The sequence below is a fragment of the Delftia sp. WSY_22 genome (genome assembly GCF_043104185.1).
Taxonomy (GTDB): Bacteria; Pseudomonadota; Gammaproteobacteria; order Burkholderiales; family Burkholderiaceae_C; genus Comamonas; species Comamonas tsuruhatensis.
Genome location: NZ_JBICKN010000050.1, coordinates 74,715 through 90,552 on the forward strand (window position 1 = coordinate 74,715; position 15,838 = coordinate 90,552).

The 15,838-nt window shown below is 69.1% G+C and carries 15 protein-coding genes and 1 pseudogene; 13 read left to right on the forward strand and 3 right to left on the reverse strand.

Translation table 11 applies throughout. The annotated features are described in order from the left end of the window. Positions 1–112 precede the first annotated feature (112 nt). The 9 genes from ACF8NF_RS22170 (at position 113) to ACF8NF_RS22210 (ending at position 7,369) form a co-directional block, all read left to right on the forward strand. Positions 113–871, forward strand: coding sequence for a hypothetical protein (locus tag ACF8NF_RS22170; RefSeq protein ID WP_392451292.1), 759 nt, complete (start codon positions 113–115; stop codon positions 869–871). Beyond that, positions 868–1,431, forward strand: coding sequence for an ATP/GTP-binding protein (locus ACF8NF_RS22175; protein WP_016450373.1), 564 nt, complete (start codon positions 868–870; stop codon positions 1,429–1,431). The genes ACF8NF_RS22170 and ACF8NF_RS22175 overlap by 4 nt, the downstream gene beginning before the upstream one ends. After that, complete coding sequence (locus ACF8NF_RS22180; protein WP_016450374.1) at positions 1,428–1,829, forward strand: hypothetical protein; 402 nt, start codon at positions 1,428–1,430, stop codon at positions 1,827–1,829. Before ACF8NF_RS22175 ends, ACF8NF_RS22180 begins: the two co-directional genes overlap by 4 nt. A 93-nt stretch (positions 1,830–1,922) precedes the next feature. Then, positions 1,923–2,282: a hypothetical protein gene (locus tag ACF8NF_RS22185; RefSeq protein WP_016450375.1), complete on the forward strand. Its 360-nt coding sequence runs from the start codon at positions 1,923–1,925 to the stop codon at positions 2,280–2,282. 123 nt (positions 2,283–2,405) lie between these two features. After that, positions 2,406–3,356, forward strand: coding sequence for an AEC family transporter (locus tag ACF8NF_RS22190; protein WP_016450376.1), 951 nt, complete (start codon positions 2,406–2,408; stop codon positions 3,354–3,356). A gap of 107 nt (positions 3,357–3,463) precedes the next feature. After that, positions 3,464–5,083, forward strand: a complete 1,620-nt coding sequence (locus tag ACF8NF_RS22195) for a glycosyltransferase family 39 protein (RefSeq protein WP_272206859.1) — start codon at positions 3,464–3,466, stop codon at positions 5,081–5,083. Next, a complete protein-coding gene (locus ACF8NF_RS22200) occupies positions 5,080–6,084 on the forward strand; it encodes a glycosyltransferase family 2 protein (RefSeq protein WP_016454509.1) in 1,005 nt (334 codons plus the stop codon). The genes ACF8NF_RS22195 and ACF8NF_RS22200 overlap by 4 nt, the downstream gene beginning before the upstream one ends. A 2-nt stretch (positions 6,085–6,086) precedes the next feature. Next, on the forward strand, positions 6,087–6,509 hold the full coding sequence (locus tag ACF8NF_RS22205) for a GtrA family protein (RefSeq protein WP_017406517.1): 423 nt from the start codon (positions 6,087–6,089) through the stop codon (positions 6,507–6,509). Continuing rightward, a complete protein-coding gene (locus ACF8NF_RS22210) occupies positions 6,506–7,369 on the forward strand; it encodes a ChbG/HpnK family deacetylase (protein ID WP_338499551.1) in 864 nt (287 codons plus the stop codon). Before ACF8NF_RS22205 ends, ACF8NF_RS22210 begins: the two co-directional genes overlap by 4 nt. A gap of 183 nt (positions 7,370–7,552) precedes the next feature. Here the strand turns inward: ACF8NF_RS22210 and ACF8NF_RS22215 are convergent, their stop codons facing one another. The 3 genes from ACF8NF_RS22215 to hemE all read right to left on the reverse strand — a co-directional run bounded on the left by ACF8NF_RS22215 (position 7,553) and on the right by hemE (position 12,728). After that, on the reverse strand, positions 7,553–8,689 hold the full coding sequence (locus ACF8NF_RS22215) for an asparaginase (RefSeq protein ID WP_209672377.1): 1,137 nt from the start codon (positions 8,687–8,689) through the stop codon (positions 7,553–7,555). A 223-nt stretch (positions 8,690–8,912) separates the two neighbouring features. After that, entirely contained in the window at positions 8,913–11,105 is a 2,193-nt protein-coding gene (priA, locus tag ACF8NF_RS22220) for a primosomal protein N' (RefSeq protein WP_392451293.1), read from the reverse strand. 510 nt (positions 11,106–11,615) lie between these two features. Next, entirely contained in the window at positions 11,616–12,728 is a 1,113-nt protein-coding gene (gene hemE / locus ACF8NF_RS22225; protein WP_046987045.1) for a uroporphyrinogen decarboxylase, read from the reverse strand. A 177-nt stretch (positions 12,729–12,905) separates the two neighbouring features. Here hemE and ACF8NF_RS22230 point away from each other — a divergent pair, with 177 nt between their 5' ends. From ACF8NF_RS22230 to ACF8NF_RS22245, 4 genes and pseudogenes are all read left to right on the forward strand, one after another. Beyond that, entirely contained in the window at positions 12,906–13,901 is a 996-nt protein-coding gene (locus ACF8NF_RS22230; protein ID WP_016450384.1) for a tripartite tricarboxylate transporter substrate-binding protein, read from the forward strand. 167 nt (positions 13,902–14,068) lie between these two features. Then, positions 14,069–14,851 (forward strand): enoyl-CoA hydratase-related protein, encoded by a 783-nt coding sequence (locus ACF8NF_RS22235; protein ID WP_013800319.1) that lies wholly within the window; start codon positions 14,069–14,071, stop codon positions 14,849–14,851. A gap of 10 nt (positions 14,852–14,861) precedes the next feature. After that, positions 14,862–15,329 (forward strand): hydroxyphenylacetyl-CoA thioesterase PaaI, encoded by a 468-nt coding sequence (gene paaI / locus ACF8NF_RS22240; protein WP_016450385.1) that lies wholly within the window; start codon positions 14,862–14,864, stop codon positions 15,327–15,329. Between the two features lie 12 nt (positions 15,330–15,341). Then, positions 15,342–15,838 (forward strand): annotated as a pseudogene (locus ACF8NF_RS22245) (phenylacetate--CoA ligase); the annotation flags it as partial.

Here is a 15,838-nt window from a genome sequence, read left to right on the forward strand (position 1 = left end):
GATGGGTGTGATCGTTGAGCGAAAACTATCGAAAATATCAGCGCTCGCCTATATTTGCTCCAGGCGACCTCGATCTGTTCATTTCCCGCTGCTATCCGGGGAGGCGTTAAAGTTGGCTCGCACTACCGATGAGATTGGCCTGGCTGCCGAGCTGTGGTCGCCGCTGCTCAAGCAGCGTTTTGAGACATTGTTTGCCGTGGCGTCCCGCAAGTCGCTGCGCGGCTGGCGGCAGGTGCCCCTGGTCAGCGCCCAGGTGCTGGTGGTGGACGGCAGCCTGCCCGTGCCCGAGGCGGCCGGATGGCTGCCTTGCGTGGTCTATGTGGGCGGTGTGCCCCAGGGGCAGCACCTGGAACGCACGCCCCAGCGCCTGGCCACCTATCTGGATCTGGATTTCACGCTCTCCGACCTGATCGACATGCTGGACCGGGCCGCCGTCTTTCTCATGGACTGGACGGTGCGCCAGCAGGTGGCGTCCTCGCAGACCCTGGTGCGCGCCCTGGATGACCTTCAGCAGCAGGCTGAGGGCTGCCGCTATCAATTCCGGCTCAAGGCCTGGGTGGCGCTGCCCGCGCCCTGGAACAGTGCCGAATCCCTGCGGGCCCTGGCCATGCTGTGCCGTGGCCCGATGGATGTGGCCACACTGTGCGAGCACAGCGGCATGGCGCCTGCCGCCGTGGCCGAGCTGCTGCGCCACCCCCGGCTGCGCGGCATGCTCGATTGCAGCCTGAGGCCGGCCCGTGCGGACGATCCAATGCCGCTGGGCGGCCACCGCGCGCAGGCGCACGGGGCTGCCACTGCCGTGGCGCCAGGCCTGTCGCGCCAGTGGGTGCAGCGGCTGACCGGCTGGATACGCCGCGGAGGGCAGGCATGAGCATGTGGATGAGCGACCAGCCCGGTGCGGGACTGGTGCGGGTGAGCCTGATCGGCCCCATGGGCATCGGCAAGACCACGGCGCTGCGCAGCCTGTGCGGAGCGCTGATGGCCGCAACGGATGTGCCCAATCTCGACCGGGCCGCCCATTCCAAGGAGTTCACCACCGTGGGCGCGGAGTTCGGCGAGATCGATCTGGGCGAGGGAATGCGGCTGCAGCTGGTGGGCAGCCCGGGCCAGGACCGCTTCGACTTCGTGCGCCGCTGGGTGCTCAATGCTTCGGTGGGCGTGCTGCTGATGGTGGATGTGGGCGATGCCTCGGCGCCGGACTATGCCGCGCAGCTCCTGTCCGAGATCGCCACCTTGGAGGTCGAACCCCAGGTGCTGCTGCTCAGTTGCCGTGACGCCAGCGAACAACAGCAGGAGGCGTTCAGCACCGCCTTGGCCGATCGAGGTCGCGGTATAGTGCCTGTCATCCAGGCGGACCCCCGTGACCGGCAGCAGTTGCTGGATGCGCTGGGGGTGCTCGTTTCCTTGCTTTCCTTGCAAAGTCAGGCATGAAGACACCAACGCATCCCCAGATTTCCTCCACCGTGATCGAAGCTGGCCAAGTTGCACTCAATCGCGTGGTGGCGCCTCTCGAGGGCGTGCATATCGCCTTGCTGTGCACGCCCGATGGTTTCGAGATCACGGCCCTGCGGGTCAAGAGCGAGCTGCCGACGGAGCGCCTGTCTGCCATGGCGGGCTCGCTGATGGCCATGGCAAAGGCCGTGGCCGCCGAGATAGGCCACAAGTCCTGCCACCGCCTGACCTTCGAGACCGAACTGGGTACCGTCCTTTTCCAGGCCGTGGGCGGCAGCCACCCGGCCATCCTGTGCATGGTGGTCGATCAAAGCGCCCTGCTGGGACGTGCGCTGTGGGCCGCGGGCGAAGTGGCCGGCGATCTGTCCCGTCTCTGACCCCCGTATCCGATTCAAGAGTTTTCTCCCCCGAGGAGCGGGCGCGATGAGTCCATCGCATCGCCTGCCCTTGCTATTTGAAAGAGGTGGCATATGGCTTCGATACATGATTCTCTGAACGGCCTGCTGGGCATCGATGGCGCCCTGTGCGCAGCCCTGGTGGACAGCACCAGCGGCATGCTGATGGGCAGCGCGGGCTCCGGCCTCGACATGGAGCTGGCGGCCGCCGGCAACACGGAGGTGGTGCGCGCCAAGCTCAAGACCATGCGCATGCTCAAGCTGGACGATGCCATCGACGACATCCTGATCACCCTGACCCACCAGTACCACGTCATCCGGCCCGTGGCCGCCCATGAAGGCGTGTTCTTCTACCTGGTGCTGGACAAGAGCCGCTCCAACCTGGCGCTGGCCCGCCGCAAGGTGCAGGAGATCGAAAAGGACCTGGCACTCTGAGAGCGCCCGCGCTCTTGCCGCCAGACCTGCCGGAGACGGATTCCGGCAGGTTTTTTTCGCCCGCCGTCACCGGTGCGCCACGGGCGCGCAGCGTACGCGCCGGCTTGCTGCCAGAATCGCCGCGTGCTGTCCGTCCTGCTGATCACCTTCCCCTTCTTCGCTCTCGTGGCCTGCGGCTTCGCAGCCACCTGGCGTGGCGTGCTGCCGCAGGCGGCGATACCGGGGCTCAACGCCTTCGTGCTGTATTTCGCGCTGCCCTGCATGCTGTTTCGCTTTGGCGCGCAGACGCCGATCGCGCAACTGCTGGATGTGGGCGTCTCCGTGGTCTACCTGCTGTGCGCGCTGCTGATGGTGGGCGCCACCGTGGCGCTCACGCTGCGGCGCGTGGGCTGGAACGATGCGGCCTTCGGCGCGCTGGTGGCCGCCTTCCCCAATACCGGCTTCATGGGCGTGCCCATGCTGGTGGCGCTGCTGGGTGAGCGTGCGGCGGGCCCGGTCATCGTCACCATGGCCATCGACATGGTGGTGACCACCTCGCTGTGCATTGCGCTGTCGCGCCTTGGAATGCCGGGCGGGCACGGTGTGACGGTGGCATTGCGCCGCGCGCTGGCGGGCATGGCCTCCAACCCCATGCCCTGGTCCATCGTGCTGGGCGCAGTGGCGTCGGCGGCGGGCTGGACGCTGCCAGGCCCCATCGACCGCACCGTGGCCATGCTGGCGGGCGCGGCCTCGCCCGTGGCGCTGTTCACCATAGGCGCCGTGCTGGCGCGCTCGCAGATGAACAGCCATGAGCGCGTGGCCGCGCGCGACTACGTGCCCATCGCGCTGGCCAAGCTGCTGGTCCATCCGTTGCTGGTCTGGGCCGTGGCCCGCGCGGCCATGGCGCTGGGCCTGCCGCTGGGTGAGGAGGCCTTCGTGGCCCTGGTGCTGCTGGCCGCACTGCCCAGCGCCAGCAATGTCTCGCTGCTGACCGAGCGCTTCGGTGCGCATGGCGGGCGGGTGGCCCGCATCATCCTGGTGTCCACGGTGCTGGCCTTCCTGAGCTTCTCGGGCGCCGTGGCGTTGATGACCTGAGCAGGTCCGAGCGGCAGGCCTGGCAGGCCCGGACAGTCCAGGCCTGTCGGCAGGCTGGCGCTCTCTACAATCGCGCCCATGTTTTTTCACCACCTCGACGGGATTGCATGAAACCCTCCCCCTCTGCCCCGGCCGGCGCCCCCACGGGCGCGGGCCTGCTCTGGATGGTGACGCTGGCCTGCCTGCTCTGGGCCCTGGTGTCCTGGCTGGCCAATGGCAACCTGGACGGCTACCACGACATGCTGGAGAACTATGCCTGGTCCCAGCCGCTGCAGCTGGGCACGCACAAGCACCCGCCGTTCTTCGCCTGGGTGGTCGGCCTGTGGTTCATGGTGTTTCCGCAGAACGACGCCTTCTACCGCCTGCTGTCCTATGCCAATGTGGGCGTGGGCCTGTGGGGTGTCTATGTGCTGGGCCGGCGCCTGGGGCTGGCGCGCCTGGCGCCGCTGGGGGCGCTGCTGCTGCTGTGGTGCTTCCCGTATACGACGCTGGCCGGCAAGTTCAACGCCAACAGCCAGCTGCTGTCCCTGTGGCCCTGGGCGGCGGCCCTGCTGCTGGCCAGCTGGCAGGAAAAGGGTGTGCGGGGCCTGGCCTTCAGCGTGGCCCTGGGCGTGGTCTCGGCCGCCTGCATGCTCAGCAAGTACTACAGCGGCGTGTTCCTGGCCGGTTTTCTGCTGCCCATCCTCCTGGTGCGCGAAGGTCGCCAGTGGCTGCTCACTCCCAGGCCCTATGTGGCGCTGGCAGCCTTTGGCCTGGCGCTGGCGCCGCATGTGGCCTGGATTGCCCACCACCAGTGGGTGACGCTGGGCTATGCCATGGACCAGGGCGGCGGGCAGGTGGTGTGGGGCTATGTGCTGCGCTTTGCGCTGGCGCCCATCTTCTACTGGCTGCCGGCCTGGCTGGCCGTGTGCCTGGTGTATGGCTTCATGCAGGCCCGCCAGCAAGGCGGTGGCTGGCTGCGCTGGAGCGCGCGCTTTCTGCGCCGCAGCTGGGCCTGGCAGGGGCGGGGCGACACCTTGTTCTGGCTGGCCCTCATGCCCTGGCTGACGACGCTGGGCTTTGGCGCCACCGGCGTGGTGGAGCTGTCCACGCCCTGGGCCATTCCCATCGGCTATGCCTTCGTGCTGCTGTGGCTGCGCAACCTGGACGCCGAGGCGCCTGCCGCGACGCAGGCCGCCCTGGCCGCGCTGCGCCGCGCCTGGTGGCCGAGCCTGGCCGTGGTGCTGGTGATTGGCGTGGCCGCGGGTTGGGGCAATGCGCGCAAGAGCAGTTCCGACTACTACCGGCCCGCGGCCGATGCGGCCCAGGCCATCGTGCTGTCCTGGAACCAGCGCCACCCGGAGCAGCCGCTGCAGTGGGTGGGCGGCGACTGGGCGGAAAACGCCATGCTCTCCTTCTATGCACAGCCGCATCTGCGCACCATCCCCGGCCTGCCCGACAGCGAATATGCGCGTGTGCTGGCGCTGCCGGACTGGCGCCGCCAGCCCGGCCTGCTGCTGTGCCCGCGCGGCCCCGTGGCCGGCGAGCCCGGGCCGACCGCGAAATCGCGCGATTGCGAGCGGCAGGCGCAGGCCTGGCTGGCGAAGCTGGGCCTGCCGCAGGAGCCGCGTGTGCTCACGCTGCAACGCTCGGGCTGGCGTTTTCCTGTGCCCACACCTTATGCGTATGCGGTTTTTGATGTGTTGCCGCGCGCGGGCAGCCAGCCCGCTGACAATGCTGGCCTATGACCGAATTGCATGCTGACATTGCTCCGGCCGCTCCCAAGGGAATGCTGCCGCGCGCGCCGCTGCGGCTGAGCTGCGTGGTGCCGGCCCACAATGAAGAGGGCAACCTGGAGGCGTTCCTGCGCGCCCTGGACGCGACCGTGCGCACGCTGACGCCCGACTACGAGCTGATCGTCGTCAACGATGGCAGCCGCGACGCCACGCACGAGATCGCGCTGCGCATGGCGCAGGAGCTGCCCGTGCGCTACCTGGCGCTGTCTCGCAACTTCGGCAAGGAGGCGGCCCTGTCGGCCGGCATAGACCATGCGCGCGGCAATGCCGTGGTGCTGATCGACGCCGACTTCCAGCATCCGCTGCAGATGCTGCCCCAGATGTGCGAGCTGTGGCAGTCCGGCTACGACATGGTCTATGGCGTGATCGCCGACCGGGGCGCCGAAAGCGGCGCCAAGCGCGTGGGCACCAACCTGTTCTACCGGCTCATGAATGCCGGCAACCTGGTGAAGATCCCGCCCAATGCCGGCGACTTCCGCTGGCTGGACCGCTGCGTGGCCGACGCGCTCAAGGCACTGCCCGAGAGCCACCGGTTCATGAAGGGCCTGTACGCCTGGGTGGGCTTCAAGGCGGCGGCACTGCCGTTCGTGCCGGCCGACCGCACGGCCGGGGCGTCCAGCTTCAATTTCCGGCGCCTGGGCTCGCTGGCCCTGCTGGGGCTGACCTCGTTCACCACCTTGCCGCTGCGCGTGTGGAGCATCGTGGGCGGGATGATCTCGCTGGCGGCCCTGCTCTACGGGCTGTGGATCACCATGGAGACGCTGATCTTCGGCAACCCGCTGGACGGCTGGCCTACGCTGGCGGCCAGCATCATGCTGTTCTCGGGCGTGCAGCTGATGTCCATCGGCATCCTGGGCGAGTACATCGGCCGGATCTATGACGAGGTCAAGCGCCGTCCCACCTATCTGCTGGCGCGCGACGAGGACCGCAGCCCGCTGGCGCCGCGGGAGTAGCCATGCACGATGTGATCGCGCAGCTGCGCCGCCTGCCGCAGGCGCTGCAGTTCGTGCTGGTGGGCGGCTGCGCGGCCGCCACGCACCTGGCCGTGGTCGCCCTGCTGGTGCAGCTGGCGGGCATGGCGCCGCTGCATGCGAATGTGCTGGCCTTTCTCGTGGCCTTCGTGGTCAGCTACAACGGCCATGCGCTGTTCACCTTCGTGCAGACCCAGGCGCGTGGCCGGGCCGTGGTGGCCAAATACTTCGCCGTGGCCTGCGTCTCCTTCGTGGCCAACGAGCTGCTGTACTGGGCGGCCCTGCACTGGCTGCACTGGCACTATTTCTGGAGCCTGGCCCTGGTGCTGGTGCTGGTGGCGGTGGGCACCTTCGTCCTGGCCAAGTTCTGGGCCTTTGCGGCCCCCGGACGCAAGGAATCCCCATGAACACCATGCCTGCCATAAACGGGGAGAAGTCCCCGGCCAGAACCGTCGTCCTGTGCGCCGACGACTATGCGCTGCACCCCCTGGTCGACGAGGCCGTGGAGCAGCTCACGCTGCAGGGCCGGCTGTCGGCCACCAGCTGCATGACCACCTCGCCGCACTGGAGGCAGGCGGCCAGGCGCCTGCCCGCGCTGCGCCCGCGCCTGTCGCTGGGCCTGCACTTCAACCTGACCGAGGGCCACGGCCTGCAGCCTGCCGCCGGCATCGGTGCCGTGATCGCGCGCGCCTATGCCGGTGCACTCGGCGGCGCCGCCATGCGCGACGCCTGGCGCCGCCAGCTCGACGCCTTCGAGGACGCGCTGGGCATGGCCCCCGACTTCATCGACGGCCACCAGCACGTGCACCAGCTCCCCGGCGTGCGCGCCGCGCTGGTGCAGGAACTGCGCCAGCGCTATGGCGACAACGCCGACGACCTGCCCTGGGTCCGCTCCACCGCTCCCGCCGGCCAGCTCTGGCGCGACCCCAAGGCCGCCATCATCGCCCTGCTGGGCGGCTGGACCACCACCCGCCGCCTGCGCCGCCAGGGCGTGCCGCTCAACCACGGCTTCGGCGGCGTCTACGCCTTCGACCAGCCCACGCCCGAAGGCTATGGCCGCCACATGGCCCAATGGCTGGCCCAGCTGCAGCCCGGCAGCCTCATGATGTGCCACCCCGCCACCGCCCCCGTCCAGGGCGACGCCATAGGCGCCCAGCGCGCCGTCGAATACGCCTACCTGCGCTCCGACGCCTTCGCCCAGGCCCTGGAACAAGCGCACTGCCACATCGCCCAAGGCCCCCTCACCCCGCTGTTCACATCGAACTAGCAAGCGGCAATAGAAAAAGCCCGGCCAAAAATGACCGGGCTTTCAGGGCGCAACGCAAAAAAACCGACGCACCCCAAGGCGAGAGACACCGAGGAAGGGCCGCCCCGCACCGAGGGTGTCGTCCCCCTCCCCCGCGAAGCGGGTAGAGAGGGGGAAGGCGCGCCAGCGCCTCAGGGGGTGCTATCAGTACTCCCAGAAGATGCGCTGCAGCTGCTTCGTGTCCTGCGTCTTGGTCAGGGCCACGGCGGCCAGCAGGCGGGCCTTCTGCGGGTTCAGGTCATGGGCGACGACCCAGTCGTACTTGTCGTCGGGCTGCTCGGCGTTGCGCAGCACGAAGCCGGCCGGCACGCGCGAGCTGCGCACCACGATCACGCCCTTTTGGCGCAGTTCATTGAGCTTGGGCACGATGCGGTCGGCCACCGAGCCGTTGCCCGTGCCGGCGTGCACGATGGCCTTGACGCCGGCCTTGCCCAGCGCGTCGATGGCCGTGGCCGGCACGTTGCCGTAGCCGTAGACGATGTCCACGGCGGGCAGGTCGGTGATCTGCTCGATGTTGAACTCGCTGCCCCTGGTGTGGCGCTTGACGGGGGCGCGGAACCAGTAGGTCTTGCCCTCGACCACCATGCCCAGCGGGCCCCACTGGCTGGAGAAGGCATTGGTCTTGATGTTGGTGAGCTTGGCCACATCGCGCGCGGAGTCGATGTTGTCGTTCATGCTGACCAGCACGCCCTTGCCCGCCGAGTCCTTGGAGGCGGCCGTGGCCACGGCGCCCAGCAGGTTCAGCGCGCCGTCGGCCGAGATGGCCGTGCCGGGGCGCATGGAGCCGACCATGACGATGGGCTTGTCGGTGGGCACCACCAGGTTCAGGAAGTAGCCGGTCTCCTCCAGCGTGTCCGTGCCGTGGGTGACGACGATGCCGTCCACGCCGGGCTGCTTGGCCAGCTCGTTGACGCGGCGTGCCAGCGTCAGCAGTTCCTTGTTGGTGAAGCTTTCGGAGGCGATCTGGAAGACCTGTTCGCCAGAGACGTTGGCGATGTTGCTCAGCTCGGGCAGGCCGGCCAGCAGCTTGTCCACGGGGACCTTGGCGGCCGTGTAGGTGGCGCTGTTGACGGCGCTGGCGCCCGCGCCGGCAATGGTGCCGCCCGTGGCCAGGACGACCACGTTGGGCTTGCCGGCCTGTGCGGCGGGAGCGGGTGCAGGGGCGGTCGCCGCGGCGGGCGCTGCGGCTGCGGGGGCCTGGCTGGCGCCGGGCTGGGACGCGCAGCCTGCCAGCGCAAGCGCGACGGCCATCAAGGTCATACGGAAGGGGGTGAACGGCATGTATCGCTCCTGGAAAGGCATTGAATGATCCAGCCTTGTGGGCTGAATGCGGCACGATGCAATAAACATGCCCCGCCTGCATCAGCGCAAATCCCGATGGGAGCCGTGCGGCGGATGCGCTAAAAGCGCTTCCGAAAAAGGAGCGGTGAACGCTTTGTGGGATTGCACCAAAGGCCTGAAAGGCTTGAGGTTTTTTGGGGCCGTTCCAGAGGCTGTGCCACGTTCAGATGGCCAGCGGGTCCACGTCCACCAGCCAGCGCACCAGGGCGCGGTGCTCGGGCTGTGCCCTGATCCAGTGCAGATGCGCCTGCCAGGCCCAGAGAAAGCGCAGCAGGGCGGGCCGCTGGGCCGACTCGATCAGCATCTGCGCCCGCTCCACATTGGCCACGCGCTGGACGGACATGGGAATGGGCGGGTAGAGAAACACATCGTCCACATGGGGCAGGCCGGCCTGGCGCGCGGCTTGGGCGGCGGCGGCCAGAAAGGCCTGGGCGGCCTCCTGGCTGCGCGCATCGGCCCGCACGATGGCCTGGAAGGCAAACGGCGGCATGCCCGCATCGCGCCGCTCGCGCAGCTGGCGCGCCGCAAAGGCAGGGTAGTCGTGCGAGCGCAGCGCGGTGTAGACGGGATGGGACGGGTCGTGCGTCTGTATCCACATCTCCGGATGGCTGCCCTGGGCGGCCACGTAGTGCGCGTCGCGCCCTGCGCGGCCGGCCGCCTGCATCAGCAGGCTGAACAGGCGTTCGGGCGCGCGGTAGTCGCTGGAAAACAGCGCGCTGTCGGGCTGGACGGCGGCCACCAGGGTGATACGCCGGAAGTCATGGCCCTTGGCCACCATCTGGGTGCCGACCAGCACATCGATGTCGCCGGCATGCACCTGGGCCAGCTGCTCCTCCAGCGCGCCCTTGGCGCGCGTGGTGTCGGCGTCGATGCGCGCCACGCGGGCGGGCTCGCGGTCGGGACGCTGCACGTTGCGCAGCAGGCGGGCCAGTTCTTCCTCCAGCTGCTCCGTGCCCTTGCCCAGCGGCAGGATGTCGGGATTGCCGCAGCCGGGGCAGGCCATGGGCACGCGCTGGGTGTAGCCGCAGTGGTGGCAGCGCAGGGTGCGGTCGGCCTTGTGGAAGACCTGGTGGGCGCTGCAGTGCGGGCAGTCGCTTTTCCAGCCGCAGTCGGCGCAGAACAGCACGGGCGCGAAGCCGCGGCGGTTGAGCAGCACCAGGCTTTGCTCGCCGCGCTGCACACGCTCGGTGATGGCATCGATCAGCGGCGGCGAGAACACGGCCTTGCGCGGCTGCTGGCCCATGTCCACCAGGCGCACGCGCGGCAGGGCGGCCGCACCGATGCGGCTGGGCATGTGCAGGCGCAGGTAGCGGCCGCCCTGCGGCTCGTCGGCATTGGGCGGGCGGCTGGCGTACCAGCTCTCCAGCGAGGGCGTGGCGCTGCCCAGGATGACCTTGGCGCCGGTATCGCGCCCGCGCCAGATGGCCAGGTCGCGCGCCGAGTAGCGCGCGCCTTCCTGCTGCTTGTAGCTGGCGTCGTGCTCCTCGTCCACCACGATCAGCGACAGCCCCGGCAGGCTGGCGAACACCGACATGCGCGTGCCCAGCACGATGCGCGCCGTGCCCGTGTGTGCCGCCAGCCAGCTCTTGAGCCGCTGCGGGTTGGTCATGCCGCTGTGCATGCTGACCACGCAGGCCGCGCCGTACTGCGGCGCAAAGCGCGCCAGGAAGCGCTGCTCCAGCTGGGGCGTGAGGTTGATCTCGGGCACCATCACCAGCACCTGGGCGCCGGGGTCGGCATCCAGCGCGGCCTGGGTGGTCCTCAGGTAGACCTCGGTCTTGCCGCTGCCCGTGCTGCCGTAGAGCAGGAAGGGGCCGGGGTGGGCGGCCACCTGCGCGAACACATCGGCCTGCTCTGCGCTGAGCACGATGGGGGGAATGTCTGCCGCCGCCGCTGCAGTCGCAGCCGCGGGGGGCTGCACTACCTGCACTGCCTGCATCGCCTGTGCGGCCTTGGACGCTTTCTTGGATGCGGTCCTGGGCGGCCTGAGCCGGCGCGCCAGTTGCTCGGCCGTCATGTCGCGCAGCTGCGGCGGCAGGGCCGTCACGGCGATCTCGCCCACGCTGCGCTGGTAGTAGTAGGCGGCGAAGGCCACCAGCCGCCGCCAGGCCGCCGGCAGCGGCGCGATGCCCTCCAGCACGGCGCAGATGGCGCGCAGCTCCACGCCTTCGGGCATGGCGGGCGGCTGGGCCGGCGCGTCCCAGACCACGCCCAGCAGTTCCCGGCGTCCCAGCGGCACGCGCACCAGGGTGCCCGGCTCCAGCGGCTGCTCGCAGGTGTAGCTCAGCAGATCACCCACGGCGCTGTGCGCCGGCGTCTGGACGGCGACATGGACGGTATGGGCGGGAAGGGGCATGGGAAGAAACCGGGGCCTGAAAACGCTGGCGCCGCAGGGCACGAGCAGCGGCAACAAAGCCGCCAAGCATAAGCCTTGGGCAGCGTCCGAGGCGTGGGAAGCGGCGTTCTACACCAGACATCCCGGGCGGTGGCTACGGGTTTCTGGGTATATCGTCAATTTCTGTGGATAACTTTGTGGGGATTATTCGGATCTATGGCCATCCCCCCATTTGTCTGACCTTTCCGAGTGGTGCATTCTGAAAACGGTGCTATCAAAAAAAATATTCAAAAACAACGGCTTATATCGATATGTCGCCCGCGTGCAGGCGCGGGTGACAACTGTGAGTCCTAAGACCTCGCTCAGATTTTTCTGTGCATAAGATGGTCTGTGGCCATCTTGTGCAGCAAGCGCCGGCCGGGCGCGCGGACTGTGGACAGCGCGGCCCAGCCGGGCCGGTGGCTGTCACGGCAGGGGGCCGGCGCTGCGCTGGCATCCGGCCCGGCGTGTGATGAGGAACAGGGCGGGCGCTCAGCGCTGGCGCATGGCGCGCGAATGGCCGTGGACGGCCTCGACCAGGGCGGCCACATGCTCGGGCGGCGTGAACTGGCTGATGCCGTGGCCCAGGTTGAAGATGTGCGTGGGGCCCGTGGTGGTCCTGTCGGTGTGCGGGGCGCCGAAGCTGTCGAGCACGGCGCGCGCCTGCTCGGCCACGCGCTCGGGCGGCGCGAACAGCACATTGGGGTCGATGTTGCCCTGCAGCGCCTTGCCGGGTCCGCCCACCTCGCCGCCGACGATGGCGCGGGCGCGGGCCAGGTTGGCCGTCCAGTCCAGGCCCAGCACCTCGCAGTCCAAGTCCTTCATGTCGGGCAGCCAGATGCCGCCGCCCTTGGTGAAGACGATGCGCGGCACGTCCTGCCCATCGACGCCCGTGCGCTTGAGTCCGGCCAGCACGCGCTTCGTGTAGGCCAGGCTGAATTCCTGGAAGGCGCCATCGGCCAGCACGCCGCCCCAGCTGTCGAACACCATCACGGCCTGGGCGCCTGCATCGATCTGGGCGTTGAGGTAGGCGGCCACGCTGTCGGCGTTGACGGACAGGATGCGGTGCATCAGGTCGGGGCGCGCATACATCAGGCTCTTGACCAGGCGGTAGTCGTCGCTGCCCTTGCCCTCGACCATGTAGCAGGCCAGGGTCCAGGGACTGCCCGAGAAACCGATCAGCGGCACGCGGCCATCGAGCGCGCGGCGGATGCTGGTCACGGCGTCGAACACATAGCGCAGCTTGTCCATGTCGGGCACGGCCAGCTCGGCCACGGCGGCCTCGTCGCGCACCACCTTGGCAAAGCGCGGGCCTTCGCCTTCGGCAAAGGACAGGCCCAGGCCCATGGCGTCGGGCACGGTCAGGATGTCGGAGAACAGGATGGCCGCGTCCAGCGGGAAGCGCTCCAGAGGCTGCAGCGTGACCTCGGTGGCGTAGTCCACGTTGGTGGCCAGGCCCATGAAGCTGCCGGCCCGGGCGCGCGTGGCCTTGTATTCGGGAAGGTAGCGGCCCGCCTGGCGCATCAGCCACAGCGGCGTGTAGTCGGTGGCCTGGCGCCGGCAGGCGCGCAGGAAGGTGTCGTTGGTCAGGGGGGCGAAGCTCATGGTGGGCGATTGTCGCCGAGTCGGCTTCGCCAGGTTGCCGCGATGCCCGAGCAGCGCAGGGCGTCTTGCCCCGGGTTAACCCTGGTCAATATCGGCGGCAACGGGCTTTTTGAGGCCGCTACATTGTGCGGCGTGCGTTCCGCACAGGAATCCGTCCATGCAAGGAGAGAGTTTGCGATGCAGCGAAGAACCCTGACCCAGATCCTGGCCCTGGCACCGGCCTCGGCCGTTTGGGCTGCCAGCGGGCTGGCTGGAAGTGCCACGGCGGCCGAGCCGCTGTTTCCGGGCAAGGCGCCGCTGCGCATCGTCGTGGGCTACCCGCCCGGTGGCGCCACCGACCGCGTGGCGCGCATCGTGGCCGACAAGCTGCAGGCGCGCGTGGGCTCGCCCGTAGTGGTGGAGAACAAGCCCGGCGCGGGCGGCCGCCTGTCGGCCCAGTATGTGAAGAACGCGCCGGCCTCCCAGCCCGCGCTGCTGCTGGCCAACCCGGCCGTGATGCTGGTGGCGCCCCTGGTGTTCCCCGACTCGGGCTACGACCCCGACAAGGACTTCCGCCCGGTCAGCGAGGTTAATCGCTACGAATTCGGCGTGGCCGTGGCCAGTGCCGTGCCCGTCAGGCAGCTGTCGCACCTGCTGGCCTGGCTGCGTGCCAATCCGCAGCAGGCCAACGTGGGCGTGCCGGCCACGGGCAGCCTGCCGCACTTCTTCTCGCTGATGCTGGGCGAGGCCGCCAAGGTCCGGACCGAAACCGTGGGCTACAAGGGCTCGGCCCCGCTGCTGACCGACCTGGTGGGCGGCCAGGTACCGCTGGCCATCGACACCTTCGACGTGCTGCTGCCCCAGCACGAGGCCGGCAAGATCCGCGTGCTGGCCGTGTCGGGCGAGCGCCGCAGCACGATGGCGCCGGACATCCCCACGCTCAAGGAATCGGGCCTGAACCTGTCGGGCATGGGCTGGAACACCTTGTTCGCGCCCCAGAGCATGGCGCCCGACATTGCCGAGCGCCTGTCGCGCATGGTGCAGGAGATCATGAAGGAGCCCGACACGCGCCAGAAATTCGAGGCCAGCCGGCTGACCCCGGTCTCCAGCAGCAGCGCGCAGACGGCCGAGATGCTCAAGGCCTACCGCGCGCAGTGGACGCCGGTGGTGCAGCGCTCGGGCTTCAAGCCCTGAACCTTCGACAAATCGGCCCGTGAGGGCCTTTTTTCATGGGGCCTAGGGTTTCCTCGGTGCCTGGGCGCTTGTGGTGGAAAGGGTCTGGCGACTAACATTTACCGACCATTCGGTAAATTATGTTTGATCTGCCGCATAAAGACGGCAGACAGGCCACGGAGACTTCCATGCCCCCATCGCTGGTTCTGGTTGAGCAGCACGACGCCGTCCGCACCCTGGTGCTCAATCGCCCCGACGCGCTCAACAGCTTCAACGCGCAGCTGCACGAGCAGCTGCTTTCGGCCCTGGAACAGGCTGCCGGCGATGCCTCGGTGCGCTGCGTGGTGCTCACGGGCGCGGGGCGCGGCTTTTGCGCGGGCCAGGATCTGTCCGACCCCGAGGCCGCGCCCGACCAGAACCTGGGCGACCTGATCGAGCGCCGCTACCAGCCGCTGTGCCTGCGTCTCAAGTCCATGCCCGTGCCCGTGGTGGCCGCGGTCAACGGCGTGGCTGCCGGCGCGGGCGCCAATATCGCGCTGGCCTGCGACCTGGTGCTGGCCGCACGCTCGGCCAGCTTCATCCAGGCCTTTGCCAAGATCGGCCTGGTGCCCGACTGCGGCGGCACCTGGCTGCTGCCGCGCCTGGTGGGCCGTGCGCGCGCCCTGGGGCTGGCCCTGCTGGGCGACAAGCTGCCTGCGGCCGAGGCCGAACGCATCGGCCTGATCTGGCGCTGCGTGGAAGATGCCGATTTGCGCAGCGAGGCCCAGGCCCTGGCGCAGCGCCTGGCCGCCATGCCGGTGCGGGCCCTGGCGCGCACGCGGGAGGCCATGGACTCGGCCCAGCTGCTGGACTACGAACATGCGCTCACGCGCGAGGCGCGCCAGCAGGGCCAGCTGGGCGCAGCCCACGACTACCAGGAGGGCGTGGCCGCCTTCCTGGGCAAGCGGGCTGCCGTGTTCTCGGACCGCTGAGGAGCCCGCCATGCAAGACAACCACACCCCGGGCGAGGCCGCCCAGCGACTGGCCGAGCAGGTGCGCGACGGCATGCTGGCGCGCGACCGCGCCGCGCAAGGCCTGGGCCTGCGCATCACCGAGATCGCGCCCGGCACGGCGCGCATGGAGATGGCCGTGCGCGACGACATGCTCAATGGCTTCGACATCTGCCACGGCGGCTTCATCACGGCGCTGGCCGACACGGCCTTTGCCTATGCCTGCAATGCGCGCAACGAGATGACGGTGGCCTCGGGCCTGAGCGTGGACTTCGTCGCGCCCGGGCGGCCCGGCGACGTGCTCACCGCGCAGGCACGCGAAGTCTCGCGTGCAGGCCGCACCGGCGTCTATGACGTGCAGGTCACCAACCAGCGCCAGGAAGTGATCGCGCTGTTCCGTGGCCGCTCGCACAGCTTCAAGGGCCGGCCCACCGTGCCCGGCCTGAACCAGCCCGTCTGAAAAGGCCCAGCCATGCCTGTCCAGCGCCCCGCCCCCGGCGAACTCGATCCCATCGAAACCGCCAGCCGCGACGAGATCGCCTCGTTGCAGCTGCAGCGCCTGCGCTGGTCGCTGCAGCATGCCTACGACCATGTGCCGCATTACCGCCGCGCCTTCGATGAGAAGGGCGTTCATCCGTCCGACCTGCGCACGCTGTCCGACCTGGCCCGCTTTCCCTTCACCACCAAGAAGGACCTGCGCGAGAACTACCCGTTCGGCATGTTCGCCGTGCCGCGCCAGAAGGTGGCGCGCGTGCATGCCTCCTCGGGCACCACGGGCAAGCCCACGGTCGTGGGCTACACGTTGAATGACATCGACAACTGGGCCAACCTGGTGGCGCGCTCCATCCGCGCGGCGGGCGGGCGGCCCGGCGACATGGTGCATGTGGCCTACGGCTACGGCCTGTTCACGGGCGGCCTGGGCGCCCACTACGGAGCCGAGCGCGCGGGCTGCACCGTGGTGCCCATGTC